Raw genomic sequence first — 25,291 nt, 5'->3', positions numbered from 1 at the left:
ACAATGTGAAAAATCAGAGTGCCCAGGCCGGCAGTGAACAGCGCGACGTTCGGGTCCAGGCCGGTAATCAGTGGCATCAGTACCAGGGCGCCAAAAGCCACCAGCAGCATCTGGGAACCGGCAATAGCCTGTTTCCAGACCGGATCGTTGTTATGGTCCTGCATGCTCAGACGTCCTTCTGCTTGGTGCCGAAGATCTTGTCGCCGGCATCACCCAGGCCCGGCAGAATGTAGCCTTTCTCGTTCAGGCGCTCATCCACCGATGCGGTGTAGATGGACACGTCCGGGTGTTTTTCCAGAACCTTTTCCACGCCCTCCGGCGCAGCCACCAGAACCAGGGCCCGGATTTCGGTGCTACCGGCCTTTTTGAGCAAATCGATGGTGGAAATCATGGAGCCGCCGGTAGCCAGCATCGGATCGATGATCAGGGCCATGCGCTGATCCAGCTCGCCTACCAGTTTTTCCAGGTAGGTTTCCGCTTCAAGGGTGTCTTCGTTGCGGATCTGGCCAACCACGCTCACCCGGGCCACCGGAATCAGGCTCAGGACACCGTCCAGCATGCCCAGACCGGCACGGAGGATGGGCACGATGGTTACCTTCTTGCCGTGGATCTGCTCCACGGAGACCGGGCCTGCCCAGCCCTCAATGGTTTTTTCCTGAAGATTGAAGTCTTTGGTGGCCTCGTAAGTCAGCAGCGCGCCAACTTCCTGTGCCAGCTCTCGGAAGTTTTTGGTACTGATGTCGGCGCGGCGCATGAGGCCGAGCTTGTGGCGGATCAGAGGGTGCTTCACTTCGTGGATCGGCATGGGGTCACCTGTGTGTTCGGGTTTCTGGCTTGAATCGGGATAGTGCAAATGGCGAAAGGATACCGTATCTGGGCCGCTGCGTCAGGCGTTGAACGGTGCTCAGACGTCAAATTTTGCAAGGGCTGGTACGGTTCTTGCGATACCACCCGGAAAGCGACCCCTGGTGTCAGATTTTCGACCCGGAAAATGCCCGCAGGCACAGATACGTGGAGACAGACCCGGCATGGACAGAGCTCTAGTCCTTAACAACGTCAAATCCCTGACGCGGGGGAACCTCGGCATCCCCCTGATGCTGATGGGGCTGCTTGGCATGATGATTCTGCCCATGCCGGCGTTCCTGCTGGATGTGTTCTTCACCTTCAACATCACTCTGTCCATCGTCATTCTGCTGGTCTGTGTGTACGCCATGCGGCCGATGGAATTTGCCTCCTTCCCCACGGTATTGCTGGTGGCCACCCTGTTGCGGCTGGGCCTGAACGTGGCGTCCACCCGGATTGTATTGCTGAACGGCCATGAGGGCGGTGATGCTGCCGGTAAGGTCATCGAGTCCTTTGGTGAAGTCCTGATTGGGGGAAACTACGCTGTTGGTCTGGTGGTTTTCGCCATCCTTATGATCATCAACTTTCTGGTTGTCACCAAAGGTGCCGGCCGGGTGTCTGAGGTCAGTGCCCGCTTCACTCTGGATGCCATGCCTGGCAAGCAGATGGCGATTGATGCCGATCTGAACGCCGGGCTGATCAATCAGGACGAGGCCAAGTCACGCCGTTCGGAAATCGCTCAGGAAGCGGACTTTTACGGTTCTATGGACGGCGCCTCGAAGTTTGTGAAAGGCGATGCCGTTGCGGGGTTGCTGATCCTGGCTATCAACATCGTTGGTGGTGTGGCTATCGGCATGATGCAGCACGGGTTGGATTTTGGTCTGGCAATGGAGCGTTATGCCCTGCTGACCATCGGTGATGGTCTGGTTGCCCAGATTCCCTCGCTGTTGCTCTCCACGTCGGCCGCCATCATGGTTACCCGCGTAACGTCCAGCCAGGACATGGGTGGCCAGATCATTCAGCAGATGTTCAGCGCTCCCAAAGCGTTGGGCATTGCGGCCGGTATCCTGATTCTGCTTGGCCTGATTCCGGGGATGCCCCACATCGCGTTTCTCGGCCTTGGTTTGCTGGCCGCTGGCGCAGCCTGGTTTATCTGGAAGAAACAGCAGCAAACGGTTGAGGATGAAGGTGGTTTTGTTGGCCGTGGCGGCATGGCTGGTGGTGCGGCCCGGCAGGGTGCGGAAATCTCTCCGGATCGTCCGGGTGGCGAGGGGCAGGCACTGCCGGCGCCGGGAGAAACCCGCGAGCTCGGATGGGATGACGTGGCCACGGTGGACATTGTCGGGCTGGAGGTAGGCTACCGCCTGATTCCGTTGGTAGACAAATCCCAGGGTGGGCAATTGCTCAGTCGGATCAAGGGGGTTCGTAAGAAGCTTTCGCAGGATCTGGGCTTCCTCATGCCCTCGGTGCACATTCGCGACAATCTGGATCTTATGCCGAACGTCTACCGGATTACCCTGATGGGCGTGACCATTGCCGAGGCCGAGATCCATCCGGAGCGGGAGCTGGCCATTGATCCGGGGCAGGTGTTTGGCAAAGTTGAAGGCATTGCCGGCAAGGACCCCGCCTTCGGCCTGGACGCCATCTGGATTGAGTCCGACAGGAAAGATCAGGCCCAGACCCTGGGGTACACCGTAGTTGATGCGAGTACCGTGGTGGCGACGCACCTCAATCAGATCCTGCAGAAACACGCTCATGAGCTGATTGGCCACGAAGAAGCCCAGAAGTGGCTGGACCAGTTGGAGAAGATTTCGCCCAAGCTGGCGGAGGAACTCGTGCCGACCACGATTTCCATCAGCATCCTGTTGAAAGTGTTGCAGAACCTGCTGAAAGAAGAAGTGCCGGTGCGGGATATGCGCTCCATTGCCGAGGCCATCGTGAACGTGCATCCAAAGAGTCAGGACCCGAAAGTACTGACCACAGTAGCCCGCCAGGCGCTGCGCCGGATGATTGTCCAAAGTATTTGTGGCAACGACGCCGAAATCCCTGTTATCACGTTGGATCCAGACCTGGAACAGTTATTGCTAAAGTCTGTTCAGCAGAGTCAACAATCCGGCGGTCAGGATGACATTGGTCTGGTGCTTGAGCCCAACATGGTGGAAAAGCTGCAACGATCCCTTCAGGACAGCGTGCAGCGCCAGGAAATGCTTGGCAAGCCCGCCATCCTGCTGGTTTCGGGGCCCTTGCGGCCAGTACTGGCGAAGTTTGCCAGCTACGGGGTAGAGCGTTTGCATGTGCTCTCTTACCAGGAAATCCCGGATAACAAACAGATCACGATAGTCGCTTCTGTGGGTCAATAAACCGACGGAGCATCGCGGAAAGCCAGAGTGCTTGCCGGTGGGAGGATGAAACAGCATGAAAGTAAAACGGTTTTTTGCGCAGTCCATGGCTGAGGCCCTGAAGCAGGTAAGCCACGAAATGGGGCCGGATGCCGTTATTCTGTCTAACCGCCGCGTTGATGGTGGCGTTGAGATCGTGACGGCACTCGACTACGACGAAAACATGGCGCGCCAGCGTCTGGGCGAAAGGGCGGTTGAAGCCACCAACGGCTCCCGGCTGGCCGAGATGCAGGCGGAGCAGCATCGTCGGCTGGAAGAGGAGCTGAACCGGTCCCGCAGTCGCATTCGTGAGGTTCGGGAAAAGCGCGCAGGAAGTGGCGCCTCAGGTGGCGTGGCGTCGTCCTTATCTTTCGAGACGGCCGATTTTCCGGCGTCACGTCTCAGTGATGAAGCGCTGGCAAAGCCGGTTGCGGGTAGCGAATCAGGCGCCGGTGGCTATGCCGATGAACTGGCCAGTATGCGTGCCGAAATCAGCTCTCTGCGTGATCTGGTCAGTGGTAAGGCTGCGACTGCCACGCCGGCCGGTAACAGCGCAGTTCAGCAACGCTTGGCCGAGCGGCTGCAGGAGTTCGGTCTGGGCGCGGAGCTGGCCGGCTCTCTGTCCCGACGGCACCGGGCCGGGCGCCTGGAAGATGGCTGGAAGCAGTCACTGAAAATGCTGGCGACCGGCGTTCGCACCGGTCGCGAAGACTGGCTTGATGCCGGGGGGATCTATGCCCTGGTCGGGCCGACCGGGTCTGGCAAAACCACCACCATTGGCAAACTGGCGGCTCGCTATGTGCTGGAGCATGGCCCGGATTCGTTGGCCCTGGTGACCACCGACCGCTACCGTGTGGCCGCCCATGAGCAGCTGTTTGTGTTCGGCAGAATCCTGAATGTGCCCGTGCGGGTGGTGGATGAGAGCCATTCCCTGGATGACATTCTTGATGAACTGTCGGATAGGCACCTGGTACTGATTGACACTGCCGGCCTGACCAGTGCCGACCGTGGTTACCAGGAACAACTGGCGGAGTTGGCTCGCAGCGATCACAATATCCGTACACATCTGGTGGTCTCTGCCACCAGTCAGCCACGTATCATGAAATCCGTGTGGCATTGCTATAAGATGGCAAACCTTGCAGGCTGCATCATGACCAAGATTGATGAAGCCCTGACCCTGGGCGAAGCGCTCGGATTCGTTATGGAGACCAGCTTGCCGGTGGCCTGGTACACCGATGGCCAGAAGATACCGGAAGATCTCCAAAGGGCGGAGGCTATCCCGCTGGTGCGTCTGGGCGTAGAAAGGCTCAGGGCCGTGCAGAGCGCGCAGGCAATAGCCGAAGGTGCCTGAGCCTCGCCAGCGACAGAATAAAACACCGGCACGCGTGCCCGTACAAGAACGTAGTAAGAGACTGATAACAGTATGAGCAGACCACATCCGGTTCAGGTGATTGCGGTTTCCGGCGGCAAGGGCGGTGTCGGCAAGAGCAATGTTTCGGTCAACCTAGGTATCGCCCTGGCCCAGAAGGGGCGCCGGGTTGTCTTGCTGGACGCGGATCTTGGGCTCGCCAACATCGATGTGTTGCTTGGCATTACCGCCAATCGAAATCTGCAAGACGTACTCAACGGCGATTGTGATCTGAAAGATGTGCTGGTGAATGGCCCTGGTGGCATCAAGATTGTTCCGGCATCATCCGGCACCCAGCGTATGACCCAGCTCAGCGCCATGGAACATGCCGGCCTGATCAATGCCTTCAGTGAGCTGGGCGACCAGATTGACGTTCTGATTGTGGATACCGCCGCGGGTATTTCTGAATCGGTGGTCAGCTTCCTGAGGGCATCGCAGGAACTTCTGCTGGTGGTCTGCGACGAACCTACTTCCATTACCGATGCTTACGCCCTGATCAAACTGATGAATCGGGATTACGGCACCAACCGCTTCCGCATCCTGGCAAACCAGGTCCGCAATGAGCAGGAAGGCCGCCATCTGTTTGAAAAACTGACCCGGGTCACCGAGCGTTTCCTGGATGTGGCACTACAATATGTAGGTATCGTGCCTTACGACGAGGCCGTCAAGAAAGCCGTTCAGAGGCAGAAAGCGGTATTGGATGCCTATCCGAGGGCGAAAGCCTCGCTGGCTATCCGGGCTCTGGCCGAAAAAGTGGACAGCTGGCCTTTGCCGTCCTCTCCCAGGGGGCATCTCGAGTTCTTCGTGGAGCGGCTCGTCGAAGTCTGATCTGAATCCAGTCCTACAAGAAAACCGGATACATGACATTGGCGAAAAATCTGGGAATTTACCATCAGGCCGGCGCCAGGAGCCCTTCAGCCCTGATTGAAGAGCATGCGCCGCTGGTCAAGAAAATCGCCCTTCATCTCATGGCCCGACTGCCTGCATCGGTGCAGCTCGAAGACCTTATGCAGGCCGGTATGATTGGTCTGCTGGAGGCTGCGCAGCGCTACTCTTCAGGCAAGGGTGCGACCTTTGAAACCTATGCCGGCATTCGCATCCGTGGCGCCATGGTGGACGAAATCCGCAAAGGCGACTGGGTGCCCCGCTCAGTGCATCGTAATGCCCGGCGAATCGCCAGTGCCATCAAACAAGTGGAAGATCGTACCGGGCGCGAGGCCCAGGATGCCGAAGTAGCTGAAGAGCTTGGCATTGGTCTGGACGAATATCACGCTTCACTGGCCGACGCCAACAGTGGCCGACTTTTTAGCCTTGATGAGCTCAATGAATCCGGCGAGCTGCCGATAGAAGAAGCAGAGGCCAGCGATAATCCGCTGGACGGTATTGCTTCCGGCGCTTTCCAGCGCAGTCTGGCGGACGCCATCGAGCAGTTGCCTGAGCGCGAAAAGCTGGTGTTGAGCCTGTATTACCAGGAAGAACTGAACCTCAAGGAAATCGGCGCAGTGCTTGGGGTCAGTGAGAGCCGGGTAAGCCAGATTCACAGCCAGGCGGCACTGCGGCTGCGCAGCCGGTTGGCCGAGTGGCGGGATGACGACAACGACTGATCGGCCGGGTGCTGTGTTTCTCTTTCAGCAGGCTGTGTAGCTTTTGGTAACCGATGCTTTACAACGTGCGCAAACACCACACAATAAGCAGTTAAGGTAGCAGCCTGCTAGACTTTCAAAAAGGCTGAATGAATTCCGGGTGTTACTGACTGGAGGTCCCATTGGACAAGAACATGAAAATTCTCATTGTGGATGACTTCTCCACAATGCGACGAATCATCAAGAACCTGCTGCGAGATCTTGGCTTCACCAATACAGATGAGGCCGATGATGGCAACACGGCGTTGCCCATGCTCCGAAGCGGCAAGTACGACTTCCTGGTGACTGACTGGAACATGCCCGGCATGTCGGGCTTTGATCTTCTCAAAGCTGTCCGCGCTGACGAAAACCTGAAGAACCTGCCGGTTCTGATGGTGACGGCAGAAGCCAAGCGGGACCAGATCGTGGCCGCGGCTCAGGCCGGGGTAAACGGATATGTGGTCAAGCCTTTTACGGCAGCCGTGCTCAAGGAAAAGATCGAGAAAATCTTCGAACGAATCCAGTAACCAGAGGTCGGATGGCTCGCCATGAGTGATACCAAACAGAACCATCAGGGCCTTGATCCGGAGGTGGCGGAGAAACTGCAAAAGCAGGCCTCCGACCTGGCTGAGAATGTAAACGCCGGGAATTATGCCAAGGCGATGACCCTGATCAATGAACTGAGCGAGGTTCGCGATCAGAGTCTGTACCGGGAAGTGGGCCGACTCACCCGCAGCCTCCATGAGGCAATCCGGAACTTCCAGATAGACCCGCGTAATGCCGAGCAGAAAGAAGTCCTGTCGAAGATGAGCGACGCTTCTGACCGTCTGGCCTATGTGGTGCAGATGACCAGCCAGGCAGCGAACCGCACCATGGACCTGGTCGAGGAAAGCATGCCCGTGGCTCATTCCATGAGGGATGAAGCGGTTGCCTTGCGGGACGAGTGGCAGCGTCTGCGCCGCCGTGAAATGGAACCTGCGGAGTTTCGCGAGTTGTATGGTCGCATCGACAAGTTCTTCGCCGGCCTGACCACAGACTCTGACAGTCTGTACCAGAATCTGTCGGAAATCCTGCTGGCTCAGGACTTCCAGGATCTTACTGGCCAGGTTATCCAGAAGGTCACCGCTTTGGTGAAAGAAGTGGAAGACAATCTTCTTGGCTTGGTAGTGATGGCCAGCCACGTGGATCAGCTGACCGGCACGGTGCACCAGATTGAAGAAAAAGAAGAATCGGCCGAAAAAGGGGTAGGGCCCCAGATCAAGGCCGATGAGCGGGAAGATGTAGTTTCGGGACAGGACGATGTGGACGATCTGCTGTCCAGTCTCGGATTCTGATAATAAAGAGGGTGACGCATGGCGTTAGATGCTGATGAAGAGATCCTGCAGGACTTCCTGGTAGAAGCCGGCGAGATACTCGAAAAGTTGTCGGAGCAGCTGGTGGATCTGGAGCAGCATCCCGATGACAGCGATCTGCTGAACGCCATTTTCCGTGGCTTCCATACCGTGAAAGGGGGCGCAGGCTTCCTTCAGCTGGAGGCACTGGTTAACTGCTGCCACTCGGCAGAGAACGTGTTCGATATTCTCCGGAATCACAAGCGCAAGGTCACTCCGGAACTGATGGACGTGGTTCTGGAGGCGCTGGACAACGTTAACGCCATGTTCGAAGAAGTTCGAAACCGGGAAGAACCAACGCCCGCGCCGGACGAACTGATCGAAGCCCTGGACGCCCTCGCCAAACCCGAGTCAGAGGATGCACCAGCGGCGGAAGCGCCAACCCCGGCACCGGAGCCGTCGTCTGCGGAGGTCGGGCAGCAAGGGGACCAGGGCGATATCACTGACGAAGAATTCGAGCAGTTGCTGGACGCGTTGGCGGATGAAAAATCCGACGGCCAGAAACCGGCCGGCAACGAGCAGGTGAGCAATCCGGCTGAATCCGCCGGCAGCTCAGACAGTGATGAAATTACCGACGACGAATTTGAGGCCTTGCTGGATCAACTCCACGGCAAGGGCCAGTTTGCCGGCGCGCCTGCGGAAGAGGAAACAGCCAAGGCAGATACCAGCACCAGCGGTGGTTCAGAAAAATCATCCGCTGACGCCGATCTGATTTCCGACGACGAATTCGAGAACCTGCTGGACGAACTGCATGGCAAGGGCGCCGGCCCAAGTGCCGGGTCTTCCGACAGCGAGCCCAAACCGGCGCCTGCTCCATCCGGCAAGGCCGAACCGGCCCCGGAACCAAAGAAAGCAGAAGCCAAAGCCGAGAGCACGGCCGCTGCCAAGCCGGCCTCTGCGCCCGCGCCTGCCCGTGAGGCCGCACCCGCTGGTGAAACCACGGTTCGGGTAGATACCAAGCGCCTGGACGACATCATGAACATGGTGGGCGAACTGGTGCTGGTACGGAACCGCCTGCAGCGTTTGGGTTCCGAAAGCGAAGACGAACACATGCACAAGGCGGTGGCCAACCTCGACGTAGTGACTACGGATCTTCAGGCTGCCGTCATGCAAACACGGATGCAGCCGATCAAGAAAGTATTCGGCCGTTTCCCGAGGGTGGTGCGTGATCTGGCCCGAAGCCTGAAAAAAGAAGTGAACCTGGTGATGCACGGTGAGGAAACCGACCTGGATAAAAACCTGGTCGAGGCGCTGGCTGACCCACTTGTGCACCTGGTCCGAAACTCCGTGGATCACGGTGTCGAAGCGCCGGACGTACGGGAGAAGGCCGGAAAACCCCGAGCCGGAACCGTGACCCTGTCGGCGGAGCAGGAAGGCGACCATATATTGCTGTCCATCGTCGACGACGGTGCCGGTATGGATCCCAATGTCCTGCGCCGCAAGGCGGTAGAAAAGGGTCTGTACGATCAGGATGCGGCAGACCGCCTTACCGACAACGAGTGCTTCAATCTTATCTTTGCGGCCGGTTTCTCCACCAAAGACCAGATTTCCGATGTCTCCGGTCGCGGTGTCGGCATGGACGTGGTGAAAACCAAGATCGGCCAGCTCAATGGCCAGATCAATATCATGTCCGAGCAGGGCAAGGGCACCAGCATTATTATCAAGGTGCCTCTGACGCTGGCCATCATGCCAACCCTGATGATCATGTTGGGTGACCAGTCTTTCGCGCTGCCGTTGGTGAATGTGGTGGAGATCTTCCACCTGGATCTGACCAAGACCAACATTGTCGATGGCAAAGAGTGCATTGTGGTGCGGGACAAGGTGTTCCCGCTGTTCCACATCAAGCGCTGGCTGGTACATGGCGCGGCCGGTCAGGCCGAGCCGGAGAACGCGCACGTGGTGATTGTAGCCATGGGCACCAAGCAGGTCGGCTTTGTGGTTGACCAATTGATTGGCCAGGAAGAAGTGGTGATCAAGCCTCTGGGCCGGGCCCTGCAGGGGACGCCGGGTATGGCAGGCGCCACCATCACCGGTGATGGCCGTATCGCCCTGATTATTGATGTGCCGAGCCTCCTGCAGCACTACGGCTGAGCAGGAATTTCCGGGATTGTGTAGGAGAAATGGATGACAGTTTCTGTCCTGGTCGTGGATGATTCGGGCTTCTTTCGCAAACGGCTGACGGAAATCCTGACGGCCTCGGGCCAGATTAAAGTGATAGGCGCCGCCACCAATGGGCGGGAAGGGGTCGAGCTGGCGGAAAAGCTGCGCCCCGATGTGATCACGATGGATTACGAGATGCCGGTGATGGACGGCATCTCTGCCGTTCGCGAGATCATGCGCAAGCATCCTACTCCGGTGTTGATGTTCTCGTCTCTGACCTACGAAGGTGCCCGCGTTACCCTGGATGCCCTGGAAGCCGGGGCGGTGGATTTCCTGCCCAAGAATTTTGAGGAAATTGCCAGGGATACCAGTCAGCTTCAGAAAATCCTCATCCAGCGCATTCTGGATGTGGCTGGTAGCCGACCCGGTGCCCGATCAGCGCCTGCGGCCCCGCGGCCGGCGACGCCTGCACCGGAACCCCGCCGGGAGCCTGCCGAGCGTTCTGGTTCGCGTCTGACCCGCCCGGCAACGCCGGAACCCCGTAAAGAGCCTGCAGCCTCCGAGCCAGTTCGTAGACCCGCCAGAAAAACCGCGACCAGGCATTACAGCGTGGTGGCCATCGGCACCTCCACCGGTGGCCCCGTCGCGCTGCAAAAGGTGCTCACGGCGTTACCGGCCTCGTTTCCGGCGCCCATTGTGCTGGTTCAGCATATGCCGGCCAGTTTTACCCCGGCCTTTGCTGAGCGGCTCAACAAGTTGTGTCGCATTGAGGTGCGTCAGGCCGAGGACGGCGACGTGCTCCGCCCGGGGCTGGCCCTGCTGGCGCCGGGTGGCAAGCAGATGATGATCGAAAGTCGCGGCGGGCAGGCGAAAGTGCGGATCCTTCCGGGCGACGATCGGCTGAATTACAAACCCTGTGTGGATGTTACCTTTGGTTCTCTGGCCCGGAGCTTTCCTGGCAAAACTCTGGGGCTGATACTCACGGGCATGGGGTCCGATGGCAAGGAAGGCTGCCGGATGATGAAGCAGTCTGGTTCTGTGATCTGGTCCCAGGACGAGAAATCCTCGGTTATCTATGGCATGCCCATGGCCGTAGCCAAAGCCGGACTGAGCGACGAGATTCTGGCGCTGGAGGAAATTGGCGCACGGCTGGTTGAAGGTGTGAGCTGATGGATATTCTGAGCCTGCTCGGAATCATCCTGGCGTTCGTGGCCATCCTGGGCGGCAATCTGCTGGAAGGTGGTGCTGTCAGTTCCCTGTTCAACGGTCCGGCCGGGTTGATCGTGGTTGGCGGGACCCTGGCGGCGACCATCCTGCAAACCTCCTGGCCGATGCTCAAACGTGCCTTCGGGCAGGTTCGCTGGGTATTTGTGCCGCCCTACATCTCACTGGAAGATGGTATTGGCAAGGTCATCGACTGGAGCGTCAAGGCCCGCAAACAGGGCCTGCTGGGACTGGAAGGGTTGGCGGAAAGAGAGCCGGAACCGTTCGCCCGGAAAGGGCTGCAGTTGCTGGTTGATGGTGCCGAGCCCGAGTCCATTCGCAGCATCATGGAAGTGGATCTGGAAACCCGGGAACAGCGCGATCTGGAGTCGGCCAGGGTCTATGAGGCCATGGGCGGGTATTCCCCCACTATCGGTATTATCGGGGCGGTCATGGGCCTGATTCAGGTCATGACCAACCTGGAAGATCCCCAATCCCTTGGCGGTGGAATCGCGACCGCCTTCGTGGCGACCATCTACGGCGTTGCCCTGGCTAACCTGTTGTTCTTTCCGGTGGCCAATAAATTGCGGGGCATCGTCAAGGAACGCACCCGCTATGAGGACATGATGATCGATGGCATTATCGCCATTGCCGAGGGCGAAAACCCGAAATCCATCGAATTGAGACTGCGGGGCTTCCTGCAGTAATTCCGGGCCAGGGCTTCCTATGCGCCGTCGCAGACCACCCCAGGATGATCTCCACAACAAGGAACGCTGGCTGATTTCCTATGCGGATTTCATCACGCTTCTGTTTGCCTTTTTCGTGGTGATGTACTCGGTATCGTCCGTGAATGAGGGCAAGTACAAGGTGCTGTCGGAAACCTTCACCGGTGTCTTTAACGCCCCCCAGCGCTCATTGCAACCGGTCACCGTGGGCGGCCAGCCGGTCCGGGCGCCGCAACAACAGCATGAAGATGTTATTCCGCCGCCGGTTACCGAGGCGCCCCGTAATCCGGAACTGGATGCCGAGGGTCGCACCGAGGCTTTGCGAACCATGGCCAGCCAGCTTGCCATGGAGTTCGACGAACTGATCAACCAGGGTGTTGTGAGCCTGGAAACCAGCAGTGAGTGGATTGAGCTTAACCTGCCGAACAGCATGCTCTTTGGCAGTGGGGATGCCGAGCCCCATTACGACTCCTTTGAAGTCATCGAAAAGATCGCCAGTGTACTGCGCAATCGCGACAACGCGGTCAAGGTGGAAGGCTTTACCGACAATCAGCCTATCCGTACCAGCCGCTTCCCGTCCAACTGGGAGTTGTCCACTGCCCGTGCAGCGGCGGTGGCCCGGATGTTGATGCTGGAGGGCATCGAGCCAGAGCGCCTGGCAGCGGTGGGTTATGGTCAATACCAGCCCGTGGCCCGCAACGATACCGAGGAGGGGCGGCGGCGTAACCGCCGGGTGGTTCTGCTGATCTCCCGGGATGCAAGCATCCGGGGGGCGGTGCGCTGATCACCTGCCGGTGGCAGATGCGTATGGCTGAGCTGGCACACTTCCTGTATTACCTGTTGTTCATCGTCCGAATCGGCAAGGGGTTGCCGCAAAACCATCGATTCGGCTTTCAAGTTACCCGTATCCTTGCCGATAAGTTGAACAGAGGCCGGCGCATGGCGCCAGGCTGAGCCGTTACCGGAGAACAAAACGTGCGTATCTGGGCTGTAGCCAATCAAAAAGGTGGAGTGGGGAAGACAACCTCTGTGGTCGCCCTGGGCGGACTGCTGGCCCAACGTGGCAAGCGTGTGCTGGTGGTTGATCTGGATCCGCACGGGTCGCTGACCAGCTGGTTTGGTTATGACCCGGATACTATTGCCCACAGCGTGTTTGACCTGTTTCAGCATCAGGGCAAGGTCCCTGAAGGCCTGCCGGCGCAACTGATCACCGATACCGGTTGCCCCGGGCTGTCGCTGCTGCCTGCCAGTACTGCACTGGCCACCCTGGAGCGTCGGATGATTGGCGTTGAGGGTATGGGGCTGATTGTCTCCCGTGCCCTGGCCCAGTTGTGGGATGATTTTGACTACGTGATTCTCGACAACACGCCGTCGCTGGGTGTGCTCATGGTGAATGCACTGGCCGCTGCCCAGTACCTGGTGATTCCGGTACAGACCGAGTTTCTGGCCATCAAGGGCCTGGAACGAATGCTGCACACCCTGCAAATGATCATGCGCTCCCAGAAGAACGAATTACCGTACATGATTGTTCCCACACTCTATGATCGCCGGACCCAGGCTTCGGTCAAGAGCCTTAATCTGTTGCGCAAGACCTATCAGGATACCCTCTGGCGGTTCGCCGTACCGGTTGATACCAAATTCCGGGATGCCAGCCAGGCTGGTGTTATTCCGTCGCAACTGGACGCAGAAACCCACGGTGTCCGGGCTTATGATCATTTGTTGGACGACCTCCTGAAGCGAACTGGTTCGGTGAAGGAGCGTCAGCATGGCTGACAGAAAAATGACACAGCTGGCGGCGCCGGAAGCGGCCATTGCCAGTTATCTGGATGAATTGCTGCACACCGCCACCAGCACAGCGCTTCAGGAAGAACAGGTAAAGCCTGAGCCGGAGCCGGTAGTGGCGCAACCGGAACCGGAACCGGAACTGCCGAAGCCGGTAAAAACCGAAGCAAAGCCTGTCACCAGAACCCGTCCTCGCCCGACTGTTCAGGCACCTGTGGTGGAACAGAAAGCGCCGGAGCCGGTTCAGACAGCGGCGCCAGCAACGGCCCCGGGCGACAATGGCGACACCCCGCCGGCGCGCCCGGACTGGTCGGAAGAGCCGTTTGAGTGCCTGATTTTTACGGTGGCAGGGTTGCAGCTGGCGGTGCCGCTGGTTCTGTTGGGCGCCATCCATCGTATTGAAGAAGAGATCCGACCAATTCCTGGCAGCCCCAGGTGGTACATGGGCATACGGCCGGATCGGGACCACAACCTGCGGGTTGTGGACACCGCCGAGTGGATCATGGCAGGCAGGGTACCGGCTGGTGCCCGGGATAATTATCGATTTGTGATCCGGCTGGATGACAGTGAGTGGGGGCTGGCCTGCGATGATGTGGCCCAGTCTTTCACGCTGCGGCCGGATGAAGTGCGCTGGCGCACAGCCCGCAGCAAGCGCCCATGGCTGGCGGGTACCGTGGTTGACCACATGTGTGCGCTGATTGACGTGCGCACCATGGCACACCTGCTGGTGCGGGCAGAGCGTGAACACCATCTGGATATGAGTTAAACAGTTCCGTTACTCAATGAAACCGTGTGAGGCTGGCACGGTTTGTGCCCTTAACTATAGTATTGGGCACTGATGATGAATTTTTGACGATCAGGTTGCCCGCCGGGCAGCCGAGAAGGAGAGAGTGCTATGGCATCCCCGAGCGGACAGCAAAATCAGGCCCAGGACGATCAGGTACTGCAGTACGTGACTTTCCGCCTGGATGACGAAACCTATGGCATCAACGTGATGCAGATCCAGGAAGTGCTGCGCTACACGGAAATCGCGCCGGTTCCCGGAGCCCCGGATTATGTACTGGGGATCATCAACCTGCGGGGTAACGTGGTTACGGTTATCGATACCCGTCGCCGGTTCGGGTTGGCGGACGCGGAAGTGACCGATGCCACCCGGATCGTGGTCATGGAATCGTCCAGCCAGGTGATGGGCATTCTGGTGGATTCCGTGGCTGAGGTGGTTTATCTCAAGGCCAGTGAAATTGAAACTGCACCTAACGTGGGGAACGAGGAAAGTGCCAAGTTCATCCAGGGCGTGTGCAACAAGAACGGCGAGCTGATCATTCTCGTCGAATTTGACAAGATGCTGTCAGACCACGAGTGGGCTGAAATCGCGTCGCTGTAACCGGCTTTTCACAGCGCAGTGATGGACGTCTTCCGTGGTCACCAATAACGGAGACGTCCACTATGAGTTTCACCATTCCCTCCTGGCTCCCCTGGGGCCTGACCGCTGCATCCATCACCCTGGTTCTGGTTCAGGGCGTTATCCATGGCCGGCGTATCCGGGCCTTGCAGGCTTCTCTCAAGCATCGTTGCGATACCCTTGGTCGTGAACTGCATGCTACCACCAGTGGCAGTCTTGGCGTGGGCCAGCGCCTGGTTGCCTGTGAACGGCAGATTCACGAGCTCAAGAACACACTGGAAGAAATGCGGCAGAATGACCCGTTGCGAATTTCTTACGACGAAGCCGCGCGACTGGTTGATCTTGGCGCGGATATCGACGATCTTATGAATACCTGCGGAATTTCCCGTCCGGAGGCCGAGCTGGTTTCCGCCCTGAAGAGGCGACAGGCGGCCTGATCCGGCGTTTTATCGGATGCTGCTGAATGAAGAAACTGTATCAGAGGGCCGTTGAGGCCCTCGCTGTTGTTTCCCGCCCCGATTTTGTTTCCGGTGCCGATCTTGTCCCTTCCATCACCGGCCACTCCATTCCCCGAGAAGAAACGGTTCGGCACCTGCTGGGCCTGATTCCCGAGATCGAACCAGACCACGTGGTGATGCATGTCGGTGGTGGCTCCGGTTATCTGACCGCCGTGCTGGCGGATCTGGCTCACCGGGTGGTCTATGTTGATCGCAACCCGGCGCTGGTGGAGAAGGCCCGCGAGCGCTTTTTCAAGCACGGCGCCCATAATGTGGATGTTGTTGAGGCTTCGGCAGATACCGGGCTGGAACTGGACTCGCCCTGTGACCTGATTCTGTGTACCACCTTCATTCCGGACCCCAAGATGCTTTTGCCGAACCTGCGCGAGGGCGGGAATCTGGTATGCCTGGAGGGGCGGGCGGGGCCGGTGCCCAGTGTCGCCATGTTCCAGCGTAAAGGCGACAAGCTGGAACGGGTCAGAACCCTGGGCTGGGTAGATTTCAACCGTAACTCCGAACAGATTCTGATTGATCTTGGCGTGGTTTCCGAAGCGGCCCTGTCTACCGCCGTTGCGCCGCGCAAAGGTGAGCATTGGCAGCAGGCCTGGGCGCTACGTTCCCTGATCCACTGATGGGTTTTTTTCCTCCGGCCGGGCATCTCCGGGTGTCCGGCCCCGGATGTGGAAAGCAAACGCCAGAATCTCCGCGATCACCCGGTACAACTCTTCCGGAATCTCTTCATTCAACGACAGACGCGCCAGAATGCCGGCAAGCTCGGCATTCTCGTACAACGGGACATTGTTGTCGCGGGCAATCCGGATAATCTCCTCGGCCAGCTCCCAGGTGCCGGTTGCGGAGATAACCGGTGCACGTTCACCGTCGTACTTGAGGGCGACAGCGGCCGGGATGTTGTCCTGTGATGTGTTGGTCATGCCTTGGTATCCACCAGTCGGTGTTCCAGCCGGGTTTGCATCTGCTGTGGGCTGCCCCTGCGACAGTCCAGGTCGGTGACTTCCAGCCCGAGGTCGTTCAGGCTTTGTCGCAGCAGTGGCAGCTCGCGATGCACGGTTCTCAGGGTGGTCTGGTTTTCCGCCCAGACCAGAGCGCTCACGGACGGAGGCCGAAAAGTGACATCGAAATGCAGCGGGCCCGCCTTGTCCAGATCCATCGACAGGGACAACCGCCACTCACTGGCGCTGGCCCGTTCCGGCCGGTTGCTGCCGTCCTTCTCCTGAGAGTACTGTTCCAGTCGTAATTGCGCCGTTCGGGGTTCCTGTTGCGGCGTTAACCATGGCAGTTCAATCAGCAGAGTGTTCACGGGCACGCCCGGTTCGGCGCCGGCCCGGGCATTCAGCGTCTGGCTGTGCAGCTGGTTTACGGTAATCCGGTTCAGCATGCCGGCTAGCAGGCGCAGGGTCTGCCCGACCGTGGCTGGCTCCCCCGTGTTCTGAGAGGCGGTCGGCGCTGGTGCTCTTGGAAACTGCAATGGTGCCTGCAGCAAATCCTGGCTGGCCAGGGGTGTCAGCCGGTTGAATTGCTCTGGCCCCTGGTTCTGGCTGGCGAGCAGAGCCGACACCACCTTTGCCAGTACCAGTTTAAGATCCGGCTGGCTGGCGGCGGAAGGGCCGGCCTGTAACAATCGAGCCTCGGAAAACAGGCCGCTTTCAGACAACCACTGCCGTACCTGCGTGGCCATGGACTCGGCCTTGCCGGCGCCCGGAGTCAGAGCGTCTGCCTTGGGTAACTGATTGAACAGATTTTGCAGGGCCTGTTGCGCGGGCGTTGGCAGAGGCTGTGCACTGGTGGCGGATGGCAATTGCCCGGGTTGGGGCGGCAATTTCAGGCCCTGGCTCAGGGCGGTGAACAGTTGGGACAGGCCACCCTGAAGGTTTTGTTGCCAGGGCAGTCGCTGCGCGAGAGCCCGGGCGACTGCGCTCTCCTGGCCCGGCGCCAGCTTGCCCATCAGCTGCAATTCGTTACCGGCACGCATGACCTTGATCAGGTCACCTACGGACAGATCCGGTGGCCGGTTGCCTGCCGATACTTTCAGGGATTGTCCTCGCAGTTCCAGCAACAGCTCATGGCTTCCGCCTTTCTGTCGCAGGATGTCGGCCACTTTGGCCAATGCTGTCTCCCGATCTGCCAGCTGCAACTGGGCCAGTTGTTGTCTGGCCGAGAGCGCAGCGCCAGGCTCCGTGCTGGTGCCCGGGTTAGCCTTGCCCGGGCTCCGGGTGGTTTGGTCCGGCGCGGGCTGTTTCGGGGGAATGGGTGGTTGTCCGCCGTTCAGTTTCATTAGTGTCGATTTGATGTCGGGCAAGAGTAATATGCTGGCGCTTTCGTTATAATACGCCGCGCTGGCAGTGATTGCCCTGATTTCATGTTGGCACCTGTGTGTCCTTCATTACATGCACCTGATGCCTGCTGCGCATCCATCGCTCTGAAACGGAGCCCTGATGTCCGAGCCGTTACTACAGGCGATAGATCTTGAGTGTGAACGGGACGAGCGCCTGTTGTTCCAGAATCTGTCCTTTTCCATACTGCCCGGTACGGTTACCCGTGTCGAGGGCCCCAACGGTACCGGCAAAACAACATTACTTCGAATTCTTGCTGGCCTGAACGATGCCTGGTCAGGACAATTGCTGTGGTGCGGCGAGCCCAGGGCCCGGCAACGCGAGTCCTTCCTTCGGAATACCCTTTACATCGGCCATCGCCCGGGCATCAAACCATTGCTTACACCGGTCGAGAACCTGAAAGCTCTGATGGCCGGACGTCGGGAGGTGAGCGAAGAGGTGCTGGTTCAGGCACTGGCAGGTACCGGGCTGGCCGGCTTTGAAAATGTGCCATGCCGGAATCTGTCTGCCGGGCAGCAACGTCGAGTGGCGCTGGCCAGGCTGCTGATTGCCGACGAACCGCTCTGGCTGCTGGACGAAGTCTTTACCGCGATTGATGCAGACGGTGTCCGTGCGATTGAGTCGCTGCTACAGCAACGTGCCGCGGAAGGTGGTGCGGTGCTGGTGACGACCCACCATGAGCTGCAGTTGCCGGGTATGAAACGCATCACTCTGGGCGCCGGAGGTGTGCATGAACGTTGATCGGCGGCCGGCATTGAAACCTGTGTCTGAATCGGTTGGCCCGATAGCCGCCATGGCGGCAGTATTCGCCCGGGATGTCCGGGTGGCTTTCCGGCAGCGGCAGGATCTGCTGAACCCGTTGCTGTTTTTCATCATGGTAGTAACCCTTTTTCCCCTGGGAGTCAGCCCGGAGGTGGCATTTCTGAAACAGTCCGGAGCCGGTATCCTTTGGGTAGCGGCTTTGCTGTCGGTGTTGCTGTCGCTGGACCACCTGTTTCGTCACGATTTTGACGATGGAACACTGGAGCAGCTGGTACTGCAGCCCCAGCCTCTGTTTCTGCTGGTGCTGGCCAAAACAGCCGCACACTGGGTGTTAACGGGCTTGCCACTGGTGCTGTTAGCGCCGGTTTTGGGCGTTATGGTGCACCTGGACGGGAACTCTATTGCAATTCTGTGTCTAACGCTGCTGATTGGCACCCCGGTACTGAGCATGATCGGGGCTATCGGCGCCGCTCTGACCCTGGGATTGCGCTCGGCGGGCGTGCTCTTGTCACTGCTGATCATTCCGCTGTACATTCCCGTGCTGATTTTTGGTACCGGCACAGTAGCAGCGGCAGCCGAGGGCGCGCCGGTTGGCGGATACCTGGCTCTGATGGGCGCGTTTCTGGTTCTGGCGGTAACACTGTCGCCTTTCGCCTCGGCAGCGGCCCTGAGAATCAGTCTTTCGAACAGCTGATCGGTTCTTTGGGGCCGGCAACCAACCAAACGATAACAGTGAAGATGGTGACCAACTGATGTGGCAATTCTTTCACAAACTGGGTTCTCCCAAATGGTTCTTCGGGATTGCAACCCGGTTTATGCCGTGGTTGTTGGCGGCCGGTATCCTTCTGCTCCTTGCCGGCCTTGTCTGGGGCCTGGCGTTTGCTCCCAAGGACTACCTGCAGGGCAACAGTTACCGCATCATTTTTATCCACGTTCCCACTGCTTTTCTCGCCCAATCCATTTACATCATGATGGCGTCCGCCGCCGTGGTTACGCTGGTCTGGCGCATGAAGCTGGCGGATGTCTTCGTGAAGGCCGTGGCGCCGGTTGGCCTGGTGTTTACTTTTCTGTCGCTATTTACCGGTGCCGTCTGGGGTAAGCCGACCTGGGGAACCTGGTGGGTGTGGGATGCCCGGCTGACTTCCATGCTTATTCTGCTTTTCCTCTATGGCGGTGCCATCGCCCTGGACCGGGCCATCAATGATGAAAAATCTGCTGCCAGGGCGGTGGCTGTGCTGGTGTTGGTGGGGGTGGTAAATATCCCGATTATCAAATACTCCGTGGAGTGGTGGAATACACTGCACCAGCCGGCCACGTTCAAGCTTACCGAGAAGCCCTCAATGCCCGTCGAGATGTGGGTTCCGTTGCTGCTTTCGGTGCTTGGGCTTTACCTGTTGTTTGGCTGGCTGGCGTGCCTGCGCATGAAAACCGAAATTGTTATGCGGGAGCAGAAAACCCGCTGGGTGAAAGAGCTGGTGATGGCGGGGAGAGGCTGACCGATGGCGTTTGATTCCTTTTCAGCATTTATCGCAATGGAAGGCCATGGTCCCTATGTCTGGGCCTGTTATGCCGTGTTCGCCGTTCTGCTGGTGGGGCTGATGATCTGGTCGTCCCGGCATCATCAGGCGGTTATGGCCAGCTGCAAACGCCGTTACCAGCAGCAGGAAAACAGCACCAGTGCCCGGCCAAAACAGGCCGCTACGTTCGCCCGTGTCGAAGTTTCCCAGGAATAAACAGCAGGTAATCCATGCATCCGATCCGAAAAAAACGACTGACCATTGTGCTCTTTCTGGTGGCCGGTATCGCCATTGCGGTAGGCCTGACCACCTATGCCCTCCGACAGAACATCAACCTGTTCTACGATCCTACGGAAATTGCAGCGGGTAACGCGCCGGTTGACGTCCGCATCCGCGCCGGCGGTATGGTTGAAGAGGGCAGTGTGTCGAGGGATACCGACAGTCTGAAGGTGAATTTCCGGGTGACCGACTATGCGGCCTCGGTGCCAGTACAGTATGAGGGCATACTGCCGGATCTGTTCGCCGAAGGGCAGGGCGTGGTGGCCATGGGGCGGCTGAACGAACAGGGCGTGTTCGTGGCCGATCAGGTTCTGGCCAAACACGATGAGAACTATATGCCACCGGAAGTGGCCGAGGCGCTGGAGCGCTCTTCCAAGGGGCAGCACAAGTCTGCTGATGTGGAAAAAGCCGCGGAAACCACGGCGTACTGAGCGCCCAATTCATTTCTGACGTTGGAGAAACCCGATGTATCCGGAACTCGGACAGCTTGCACTGATTCTCTCGTTGCTGCTGGCAGTACTTCTCTCCGTGGTGCCGCTTGCGGGCGCTCTGACCGGGCGTGACAGCCTGCAGGCATTTGCCCGGCCACTGGCCTCCGGCATGTTTGTATTCACCGCCCTGGCGTTTGCCATCCTCACCCATGCCTTTTTGGTGGATGATTTCTCGGTCGCGTACGTAGCGAACAACAGCAACAGCATGTTGCCCTGGTACTACAAGTTCAGCGCGGTCTGGGGCGGGCATGAGGGCTCGTTGCTCTTGTGGATACTGATGCTCATAGGCTGGACGCTGGCCGTTGCCATCTTCAGCCGTAAACTGCCTTCGGTGATGGTCTCCCAGGTGTTGTCGGTTCTGGGTATGGTCTCCGTTGGCTTCCTTCTGTTCATCATCCTGACCTCCAACCCGTTTGACCGTCTGCTGCCGAACGTACCGGCAGATGGACAGGATCTGAACCCGCTGCTGCAGGACATCGGCCTGATCATGCACCCGCCCATGCTCTATATGGGCTATGTCGGTTTCTCGGTGGCCTTTGCGTTTGCCATTGCGGCCTTGATCAATGGCCGGCTGGATGCGGCCTGGGCTCGCTGGTCGCGCCCCTGGACCACGGTTGCCTGGTCGTTCCTGACCCTGGGTATTGCCCTGGGCAGCTGGTGGGCCTATTACGAGCTTGGCTGGGGTGGCTGGTGGTTCTGGGATCCGGTTGAAAACGCCTCCCTGTTGCCCTGGCTCTCGGGTACTGCTTTGATGCACTCGCTGGCAGTAACGGAAAAACGCGGGGTTTTCAAAAGCTGGACCGTGTTGCTGGCTATTGTCACTTTCGCCCTGAGCCTGCTGGGTACTTTCCTGGTTCGTTCCGGTGTGCTCACGTCCGTCCATGCTTTCGCATCGGATCCGGAACGGGGCAGTTTCCTGCTGGCGCTGCTGGGCATCACCATTCTGGCCAGTCTGACACTCTATGCCTTCCGGGCGCCGGTAGTGCATGTCCGCTCCCGTTATGGTTCCCTGTCCCGGGAAATCTTCCTGCTCCTGAACAACGTCTTGCTGGTATCCGCCACCCTGTTGGTGGCCATAGGCACACTTTATCCGCTGGTGCTGGATTATCTGGATCTGGGCAAGCTGTCCATTGGTGAACCGTTCTTCAATACCACCTTCAGCCCGCTCGCGGTGGCCACCGGCCTGCTGTTGGGCGCCGGGATTTTCTCGCGCTGGAAGAAAACCGACGGCGGCTGGCTGGCCCGTAAACTGCTGTGGCCACTGGCCGTCAGCCTGATTGCCAGTGCCGCGGTGATGATCGGTTACGGTGGGTTTGCGCCCTGGGCTTTCCTGGGTGTGTTTGCCGCTATGTGGGTGACTGTGGCCACCGCCTGGGACCTTTGGGATAAATCCGCCTCGCGCAAAGGGCGTTGGCATGGCCTGAAGCGCCAGTCCCGCAGTTACTGGGGCATGGTACTGGGTCACCTGGGCCTCGCCATGGTGATGGCCGGTGCCACGGTGGTTTCCAACTACGGCATCGAGCGTGATGTACGCATGCAGCCGGGTGACCGCGCCATGGTGGGGGATTACGAGATTGTCTTTACTGACATCGGTGAGCGTCGTGGTGCCAACTTTACCGCCCAGTACGGCAGCTTCAATGTCTATCTGGATGGGGAGCTGGTGACCGACCTGCATCCGGAAAAACGGCAGTATCCGGTTGGCATGAGTGTGATGACCGAAGCGGATATTGATGCCGGTCTGTTCCGGGATGTGTTTGTGGCCATCGGTGAACGCATCAGTGACGATGCCTGGGCTATCCGCCTGCAATATAAACCGTTGGTGCGCTGGTTGTGGCTCGGTTCGCTGGTGATGGCCATCGGTGGTTTCCTCGCGATTGCTGACAAGCGCTACCGCATCCGTGTGCGCGACGAGGAAGCGGTGAAAAGCGGCGAGCCGGCAGCTCCGGGTAAAGTGGCGGAGGCGTCCTCATGAAGCGGGTGTTGCTGTTTCTGCCGCTGCTGATTGCCGTCGGTGTGGGGGTATTCCTGTTTGCCGGCCTGGGCAAGGACCCCACCAAACTGGAATCCGTGCTGGTCGGCAAGCCCGTTCCCGAATTCAGTCTGGAGTCTCTGGACAATCCGGAGGTTCAGTTGGATCCCTCAGTTTTCCAGGGCGAAGTGTCCTTATTGAATGTATGGGCTGAGTGGTGCCCCTCCTGCTGGGACGAACACGAATACCTGATGTATCTGGCCCGGGAGCAGGGCGTCCGCATCGTGGGTTTGAACTACAAGGATCAGCGGGAAACCGCCTTCCGGTTCCTGAACCGGTTGGGTAATCCCTATGAGACCATTATCTTCGATCCCAAGGGAACGCTGGGTTTTGACCTGGGTGTGTATGGCGCGCCGGAAACCTTTGTTATCGACGCTGAGGGAGTGGTGCGCTATCGCCACGTGGGCGTTGTGAACCAGAAAGTCTGGGATGAAGTGCTGCTGCCGGTTATTGCTCAGGCCAGGGGGAACAGCTGATGCGTTTTTTGCCCGTTTTCTGCGCTGTGTTGATCATGCTCTCGGGGTCGGCTACTGCCGAGGTGGCGGAAGTCTATGACTTCGATACCCGGGCAGAAGAACAGCGCTACCAGCAACTGATCTCTGAACTGCGCTGTCCCAAGTGTCAGAACCAGAACATCGCCGATTCCAATGCGCCCATTTCCAAGGATATGCGGGACGAGGTCTATCGCATGATGCAGGACGGTGCCTCCAATGATCAGATCGTTGGCGCCCTGGTGAATCGTTTCGGCGAGTTTGTTCAGTACAAGCCGCCAGTGGATAACCGCACCATCCTGCTCTGGGCCTTTCCGGCGATTGCCACCATTGGCGGTTTTCTGATTGTGGCCGGTGTGGTCTGGCGTGCCCGGAGGCGAGAAGACGAGCCGCCCCTGAGTGCAGAAGATCGGGCCCGGGCAGAGCAGATTCTGGCCAGCCAGAGCGACAACACTGAACGCCGATAACTTCCATTCATTTCGAGACGTGACGATATTTCCATGACCGATACCTTCTGGATTGCCGGGACCGTACTCATTCTGGTGGCCCTGGCCTTTGTGCTTTATCCAGTCTTTTTCCATAAACCCCGGGCCCGCCTGGAGGCGGATCTGCGTAATCAGAACCTGCTGGCCTATCGCACCCGGCTCAAAGAGCTGGAGGATGAGCATGAGGGCGGCATACTGGATGAAGAGAGCTACAAACAGCTGAAGGAAGAGCTGGCCGGTGCCATGCTTGATGATGTACCGGAAGAGCCGATTACTCAACGGCGGGTCCCTGGGCGCCGTAGTGCCATGGTTGTTGCCTTGGTGGCGATCCTGGTATTGCCGGTGGGCACCTATTTGGGTTACCAGGAATGGGGCGCCATGGATCAGGTGGAGCAGTTCCTTGCCATGCAGGAAATGGACGCCACTCAGGGCGACCAGACGGCCCGCATGGCGGAACTGGCGGACCAGCTGCGCCAGCGGCTTGAGGAAAGTCCGGACAACGCCGATGGCTGGGCAATGCTGGGGCAGACCTACATGCGTCTTGAGCGCTATGAGCAAGCGGCTGAGGCCTATCGTCGTCTGGCCGATGTGGTGTCTGAAGATCGGAACGCCAGCGCCGTAGCTTTGGGGTTAGCAGCTCAGGCCAACTATTTTGCCAGTGAAGGCGAGATGACCCCGGCGGTGATCGATGCCATTGCGGCTGCCCGGGCCCTGAACCCGGACGAAGTCAATGCACTGGGGCTGATGGGCATCAATGCCTTCGGCCAGCAAAACTACCGGGAAGCCATTGAATACTGGCAGCGTATTACCGAGGTGGCACCGGACCATCCGCAGCTTGGGGCCATCCGTGGCGGTATCGAGGAGGCCTACCGACGCCTGGGTGAAACCCCGCCGGGCCAGGTTGCATCCGAGCCTCAGCAGGCTGCTGGTCCGGGTGTATCTTTACGGGTATCGCTGGACGAAGCTTTGCGAGAGCAAGTGGCTGACAATACCGTGTTGTTCATCTTTGCCCGGCCGGCGTCTGCGGCGGGCGGTGCACCGGTTGCCGTTGCCAGAATGACAGCCGGCGATCTGCCTGCCGAAATCCGGCTGGATGATCGTTATGCCATGTCCCCTGAATCTGCGATTTCTGGCCAGGACGATGTGGTGGTGGTCGCCCGCTTGAGTCGTTCCGGAAGTGTTAATCCGCAGCCCGGTGACTGGGAGGGCCGGGTTGAGGCAGAGGTGCTGCCCCCGGCGGAAGCGGAACCACCTGTCGAGTTGGTGATTAATCAGGAACTGACCAACTGAATGTGAAAAGCCCGTCACCTCGACGGGCTTTTTTCTGGATCGGAATCAGCGCGAGAGAGACGAGGGATACAGCGGTGGCAGGTCTGGCGATGACGCTTCTTTGCCCTGACCGGTGTTCCGGCGCATGCTTTCCAGCTCCCGTTGCAGTTGCTGTCTCGCATTTTCACCGTGGGTACGGTGCTGGCCCGAATACAGTCCCGCCTGAAAACGATCAAAGGCGGTTTTCAGCGAGCTGTCCTCCGTCA

28 protein-coding genes and 1 pseudogene are annotated in these 25,291 nt (G+C 58.8%); 24 read left to right on the top strand and 5 right to left on the bottom strand.

All coding sequences use genetic code 11. From position 1 onward, the window contains the following. On the bottom strand, window positions 1-164 hold a 164-nt coding region (locus B3Y70_RS00245), incomplete at its 3' end, for a solute carrier family 23 protein (RefSeq protein ID WP_288589024.1). A gap of 2 nt (window positions 165-166) precedes the next feature. Beyond that, window positions 167-805 carry a uracil phosphoribosyltransferase gene (gene upp, locus B3Y70_RS00240; RefSeq protein WP_011785453.1) on the bottom strand — a complete coding sequence of 213 codons (639 nt, stop codon included), beginning with the start codon at window positions 803-805 and terminating at the stop codon, window positions 167-169. Window positions 806-1,028: 223 nt separating this feature from the next. Here upp and flhA point away from each other — a divergent pair, with 223 nt between their 5' ends. From flhA to B3Y70_RS00165, 15 genes are all read left to right on the top strand, one after another. Further along, on the top strand, window positions 1,029-3,203 hold the full coding sequence (gene flhA, locus B3Y70_RS00235) for a flagellar biosynthesis protein FlhA (RefSeq protein WP_014421044.1): 2,175 nt from the start codon (window positions 1,029-1,031) through the stop codon (window positions 3,201-3,203). A gap of 55 nt (window positions 3,204-3,258) precedes the next feature. Further along, window positions 3,259-4,572: a flagellar biosynthesis protein FlhF gene (gene flhF, locus B3Y70_RS00230; RefSeq protein WP_288589023.1), complete on the top strand. Its 1,314-nt coding sequence runs from the start codon at window positions 3,259-3,261 to the stop codon at window positions 4,570-4,572. A gap of 72 nt (window positions 4,573-4,644) precedes the next feature. Then, window positions 4,645-5,457: a MinD/ParA family protein gene (locus B3Y70_RS00225; protein ID WP_114433356.1), complete on the top strand. Its 813-nt coding sequence runs from the start codon at window positions 4,645-4,647 to the stop codon at window positions 5,455-5,457. 32 nt (window positions 5,458-5,489) lie between these two features. Next, window positions 5,490-6,233: an RNA polymerase sigma factor FliA gene (locus tag B3Y70_RS00220; protein WP_286893696.1), complete on the top strand. Its 744-nt coding sequence runs from the start codon at window positions 5,490-5,492 to the stop codon at window positions 6,231-6,233. Between the two features lie 161 nt (window positions 6,234-6,394). Further along, window positions 6,395-6,778: a chemotaxis response regulator CheY gene (gene cheY / locus B3Y70_RS00215; RefSeq protein ID WP_011785448.1), complete on the top strand. Its 384-nt coding sequence runs from the start codon at window positions 6,395-6,397 to the stop codon at window positions 6,776-6,778. Between the two features lie 21 nt (window positions 6,779-6,799). Continuing rightward, a complete protein-coding gene (locus B3Y70_RS00210; RefSeq protein ID WP_114433352.1) occupies window positions 6,800-7,585 on the top strand; it encodes a protein phosphatase CheZ in 786 nt (261 codons plus the stop codon). 18 nt (window positions 7,586-7,603) lie between these two features. Beyond that, entirely contained in the window at window positions 7,604-9,733 is a 2,130-nt protein-coding gene (locus tag B3Y70_RS00205) for a chemotaxis protein CheA (protein ID WP_286714259.1), read from the top strand. A gap of 33 nt (window positions 9,734-9,766) precedes the next feature. Beyond that, entirely contained in the window at window positions 9,767-10,912 is a 1,146-nt protein-coding gene (locus tag B3Y70_RS00200) for a protein-glutamate methylesterase/protein-glutamine glutaminase (protein ID WP_286714260.1), read from the top strand. Next, window positions 10,912-11,652, top strand: a complete 741-nt coding sequence (locus tag B3Y70_RS00195) for a flagellar motor protein (RefSeq protein WP_222179981.1) — start codon at window positions 10,912-10,914, stop codon at window positions 11,650-11,652. Before B3Y70_RS00200 ends, B3Y70_RS00195 begins: the two co-directional genes overlap by 1 nt. A 19-nt stretch (window positions 11,653-11,671) precedes the next feature. After that, the gene (motD, locus tag B3Y70_RS00190) at window positions 11,672-12,454 is read left to right on the top strand and encodes a flagellar motor protein MotD (RefSeq protein WP_288589022.1); all 783 of its coding nucleotides are present in this window, start codon (window positions 11,672-11,674) and stop codon (window positions 12,452-12,454) included. A 191-nt stretch (window positions 12,455-12,645) separates the two neighbouring features. Continuing rightward, a complete protein-coding gene (locus tag B3Y70_RS00185) occupies window positions 12,646-13,443 on the top strand; it encodes a ParA family protein (RefSeq protein ID WP_011785442.1) in 798 nt (265 codons plus the stop codon). Continuing rightward, window positions 13,436-14,218 carry a chemotaxis protein CheW gene (locus B3Y70_RS00180; RefSeq protein WP_273029837.1) on the top strand — a complete coding sequence of 261 codons (783 nt, stop codon included), beginning with the start codon at window positions 13,436-13,438 and terminating at the stop codon, window positions 14,216-14,218. The genes B3Y70_RS00185 and B3Y70_RS00180 overlap by 8 nt, the downstream gene beginning before the upstream one ends. A 129-nt stretch (window positions 14,219-14,347) precedes the next feature. Continuing rightward, window positions 14,348-14,836, top strand: a complete 489-nt coding sequence (locus B3Y70_RS00175; protein ID WP_011785440.1) for a chemotaxis protein CheW — start codon at window positions 14,348-14,350, stop codon at window positions 14,834-14,836. A 62-nt stretch (window positions 14,837-14,898) separates the two neighbouring features. After that, entirely contained in the window at window positions 14,899-15,291 is a 393-nt protein-coding gene (locus B3Y70_RS00170) for a DUF2802 domain-containing protein (protein WP_286714264.1), read from the top strand. 26 nt (window positions 15,292-15,317) lie between these two features. Beyond that, entirely contained in the window at window positions 15,318-15,983 is a 666-nt protein-coding gene (locus B3Y70_RS00165) for a protein-L-isoaspartate O-methyltransferase family protein (protein WP_286714265.1), read from the top strand. Here B3Y70_RS00165 and B3Y70_RS00160 read toward each other — a convergent pair. Together B3Y70_RS00160 and B3Y70_RS00155 are read right to left on the bottom strand one after the other, a co-directional pair. Then, window positions 15,963-16,283: an EscU/YscU/HrcU family type III secretion system export apparatus switch protein gene (locus tag B3Y70_RS00160; RefSeq protein ID WP_273029830.1), complete on the bottom strand. Its 321-nt coding sequence runs from the start codon at window positions 16,281-16,283 to the stop codon at window positions 15,963-15,965. The genes B3Y70_RS00165 and B3Y70_RS00160 overlap by 21 nt on opposite strands. After that, entirely contained in the window at window positions 16,280-17,644 is a 1,365-nt protein-coding gene (locus B3Y70_RS00155) for a flagellar hook-length control protein FliK (RefSeq protein WP_289008917.1), read from the bottom strand. The genes B3Y70_RS00160 and B3Y70_RS00155 overlap by 4 nt, the downstream gene beginning before the upstream one ends. Before the next feature lie 160 nt (window positions 17,645-17,804). Here B3Y70_RS00155 and ccmA point away from each other — a divergent pair, with 160 nt between their 5' ends. From ccmA to ccmI, 9 genes are read left to right on the top strand one after another with little or no spacing between them, the layout of a single operon-like run. Beyond that, entirely contained in the window at window positions 17,805-18,443 is a 639-nt protein-coding gene (gene ccmA, locus B3Y70_RS00150; RefSeq protein WP_273029827.1) for a cytochrome c biogenesis heme-transporting ATPase CcmA, read from the top strand. Next, the gene (gene ccmB, locus B3Y70_RS00145) at window positions 18,433-19,158 is read left to right on the top strand and encodes a heme exporter protein CcmB (protein WP_224849084.1); all 726 of its coding nucleotides are present in this window, start codon (window positions 18,433-18,435) and stop codon (window positions 19,156-19,158) included. Before ccmA ends, ccmB begins: the two co-directional genes overlap by 11 nt. Before the next feature lie 58 nt (window positions 19,159-19,216). Continuing rightward, a complete protein-coding gene (locus B3Y70_RS00140; RefSeq protein WP_273029826.1) occupies window positions 19,217-19,960 on the top strand; it encodes a heme ABC transporter permease in 744 nt (247 codons plus the stop codon). A gap of 3 nt (window positions 19,961-19,963) precedes the next feature. Beyond that, on the top strand, window positions 19,964-20,197 hold the full coding sequence (gene ccmD / locus B3Y70_RS00135) for a heme exporter protein CcmD (RefSeq protein WP_273029824.1): 234 nt from the start codon (window positions 19,964-19,966) through the stop codon (window positions 20,195-20,197). 14 nt (window positions 20,198-20,211) lie between these two features. Then, window positions 20,212-20,691 carry a cytochrome c maturation protein CcmE gene (ccmE, locus tag B3Y70_RS00130; RefSeq protein ID WP_011785430.1) on the top strand — a complete coding sequence of 160 codons (480 nt, stop codon included), beginning with the start codon at window positions 20,212-20,214 and terminating at the stop codon, window positions 20,689-20,691. A gap of 34 nt (window positions 20,692-20,725) precedes the next feature. Beyond that, the gene (locus B3Y70_RS00125) at window positions 20,726-22,723 is read left to right on the top strand and encodes a heme lyase CcmF/NrfE family subunit (RefSeq protein WP_273029822.1); all 1,998 of its coding nucleotides are present in this window, start codon (window positions 20,726-20,728) and stop codon (window positions 22,721-22,723) included. Continuing rightward, the gene (locus B3Y70_RS00120) at window positions 22,720-23,256 is read left to right on the top strand and encodes a DsbE family thiol:disulfide interchange protein (RefSeq protein ID WP_286893718.1); all 537 of its coding nucleotides are present in this window, start codon (window positions 22,720-22,722) and stop codon (window positions 23,254-23,256) included. The genes B3Y70_RS00125 and B3Y70_RS00120 overlap by 4 nt, the downstream gene beginning before the upstream one ends. Next, complete coding sequence (locus B3Y70_RS00115) at window positions 23,256-23,738, top strand: cytochrome c-type biogenesis protein (protein WP_286893720.1); 483 nt, start codon at window positions 23,256-23,258, stop codon at window positions 23,736-23,738. Before B3Y70_RS00120 ends, B3Y70_RS00115 begins: the two co-directional genes overlap by 1 nt. 33 nt (window positions 23,739-23,771) lie before the next feature. Then, window positions 23,772-25,046 (top strand): c-type cytochrome biogenesis protein CcmI, encoded by a 1,275-nt coding sequence (gene ccmI, locus B3Y70_RS00110; protein ID WP_199452225.1) that lies wholly within the window; start codon window positions 23,772-23,774, stop codon window positions 25,044-25,046. Between the two features lie 45 nt (window positions 25,047-25,091). On the opposite strand, the pseudogene B3Y70_RS00105 reads toward ccmI, so the two are convergent. Then, window positions 25,092-25,291, bottom strand: a pseudogene (locus tag B3Y70_RS00105) (protein BatD); the annotation flags it as partial.

The sequence above is a fragment of the Marinobacter sp. UBA5687 genome (genome assembly GCF_002420325.1).
GTDB lineage: Bacteria > Pseudomonadota > Gammaproteobacteria > Pseudomonadales > Oleiphilaceae > Marinobacter > Marinobacter nauticus.
The sequence above is the reverse complement of the archived record's forward strand: the minus strand, read 5'-3'. Positions and strand labels throughout refer to the sequence as shown.

Coding starts and splice junctions, on each gene's coding strand:
- upp (WP_011785453.1), bottom strand. CDS start 805: ATGCCGATCCACGAAGTGAAGCACCCTCTGATCCGCCACAAGCTCGGC.
- flhA (WP_014421044.1), top strand. CDS start 1,029: ATGGACAGAGCTCTAGTCCTTAACAACGTCAAATCCCTGACGCGGGGG.
- flhF (WP_288589023.1), top strand. CDS start 3,259: ATGAAAGTAAAACGGTTTTTTGCGCAGTCCATGGCTGAGGCCCTGAAG.
- B3Y70_RS00225 (WP_114433356.1), top strand. CDS start 4,645: ATGAGCAGACCACATCCGGTTCAGGTGATTGCGGTTTCCGGCGGCAAG.
- B3Y70_RS00220 (WP_286893696.1), top strand. CDS start 5,490: ATGACATTGGCGAAAAATCTGGGAATTTACCATCAGGCCGGCGCCAGG.
- B3Y70_RS00210 (WP_114433352.1), top strand. CDS start 6,800: ATGAGTGATACCAAACAGAACCATCAGGGCCTTGATCCGGAGGTGGCG.
- B3Y70_RS00205 (WP_286714259.1), top strand. CDS start 7,604: ATGGCGTTAGATGCTGATGAAGAGATCCTGCAGGACTTCCTGGTAGAA.
- B3Y70_RS00200 (WP_286714260.1), top strand. CDS start 9,767: ATGACAGTTTCTGTCCTGGTCGTGGATGATTCGGGCTTCTTTCGCAAA.
- B3Y70_RS00195 (WP_222179981.1), top strand. CDS start 10,912: ATGGATATTCTGAGCCTGCTCGGAATCATCCTGGCGTTCGTGGCCATC.
- motD (WP_288589022.1), top strand. CDS start 11,672: ATGCGCCGTCGCAGACCACCCCAGGATGATCTCCACAACAAGGAACGC.
- B3Y70_RS00180 (WP_273029837.1), top strand. CDS start 13,436: ATGGCTGACAGAAAAATGACACAGCTGGCGGCGCCGGAAGCGGCCATT.
- B3Y70_RS00175 (WP_011785440.1), top strand. CDS start 14,348: ATGGCATCCCCGAGCGGACAGCAAAATCAGGCCCAGGACGATCAGGTA.
- B3Y70_RS00170 (WP_286714264.1), top strand. CDS start 14,899: ATGAGTTTCACCATTCCCTCCTGGCTCCCCTGGGGCCTGACCGCTGCA.
- B3Y70_RS00165 (WP_286714265.1), top strand. CDS start 15,318: ATGAAGAAACTGTATCAGAGGGCCGTTGAGGCCCTCGCTGTTGTTTCC.
- B3Y70_RS00160 (WP_273029830.1), bottom strand. CDS start 16,283: ATGACCAACACATCACAGGACAACATCCCGGCCGCTGTCGCCCTCAAG.
- B3Y70_RS00155 (WP_289008917.1), bottom strand. CDS start 17,644: ATGAAACTGAACGGCGGACAACCACCCATTCCCCCGAAACAGCCCGCG.
- ccmA (WP_273029827.1), top strand. CDS start 17,805: ATGTCCGAGCCGTTACTACAGGCGATAGATCTTGAGTGTGAACGGGAC.
- ccmB (WP_224849084.1), top strand. CDS start 18,433: ATGAACGTTGATCGGCGGCCGGCATTGAAACCTGTGTCTGAATCGGTT.
- B3Y70_RS00140 (WP_273029826.1), top strand. CDS start 19,217: ATGTGGCAATTCTTTCACAAACTGGGTTCTCCCAAATGGTTCTTCGGG.
- ccmD (WP_273029824.1), top strand. CDS start 19,964: ATGGCGTTTGATTCCTTTTCAGCATTTATCGCAATGGAAGGCCATGGT.
- ccmE (WP_011785430.1), top strand. CDS start 20,212: ATGCATCCGATCCGAAAAAAACGACTGACCATTGTGCTCTTTCTGGTG.
- B3Y70_RS00125 (WP_273029822.1), top strand. CDS start 20,726: ATGTATCCGGAACTCGGACAGCTTGCACTGATTCTCTCGTTGCTGCTG.
- B3Y70_RS00120 (WP_286893718.1), top strand. CDS start 22,720: ATGAAGCGGGTGTTGCTGTTTCTGCCGCTGCTGATTGCCGTCGGTGTG.
- B3Y70_RS00115 (WP_286893720.1), top strand. CDS start 23,256: ATGCGTTTTTTGCCCGTTTTCTGCGCTGTGTTGATCATGCTCTCGGGG.
- ccmI (WP_199452225.1), top strand. CDS start 23,772: ATGACCGATACCTTCTGGATTGCCGGGACCGTACTCATTCTGGTGGCC.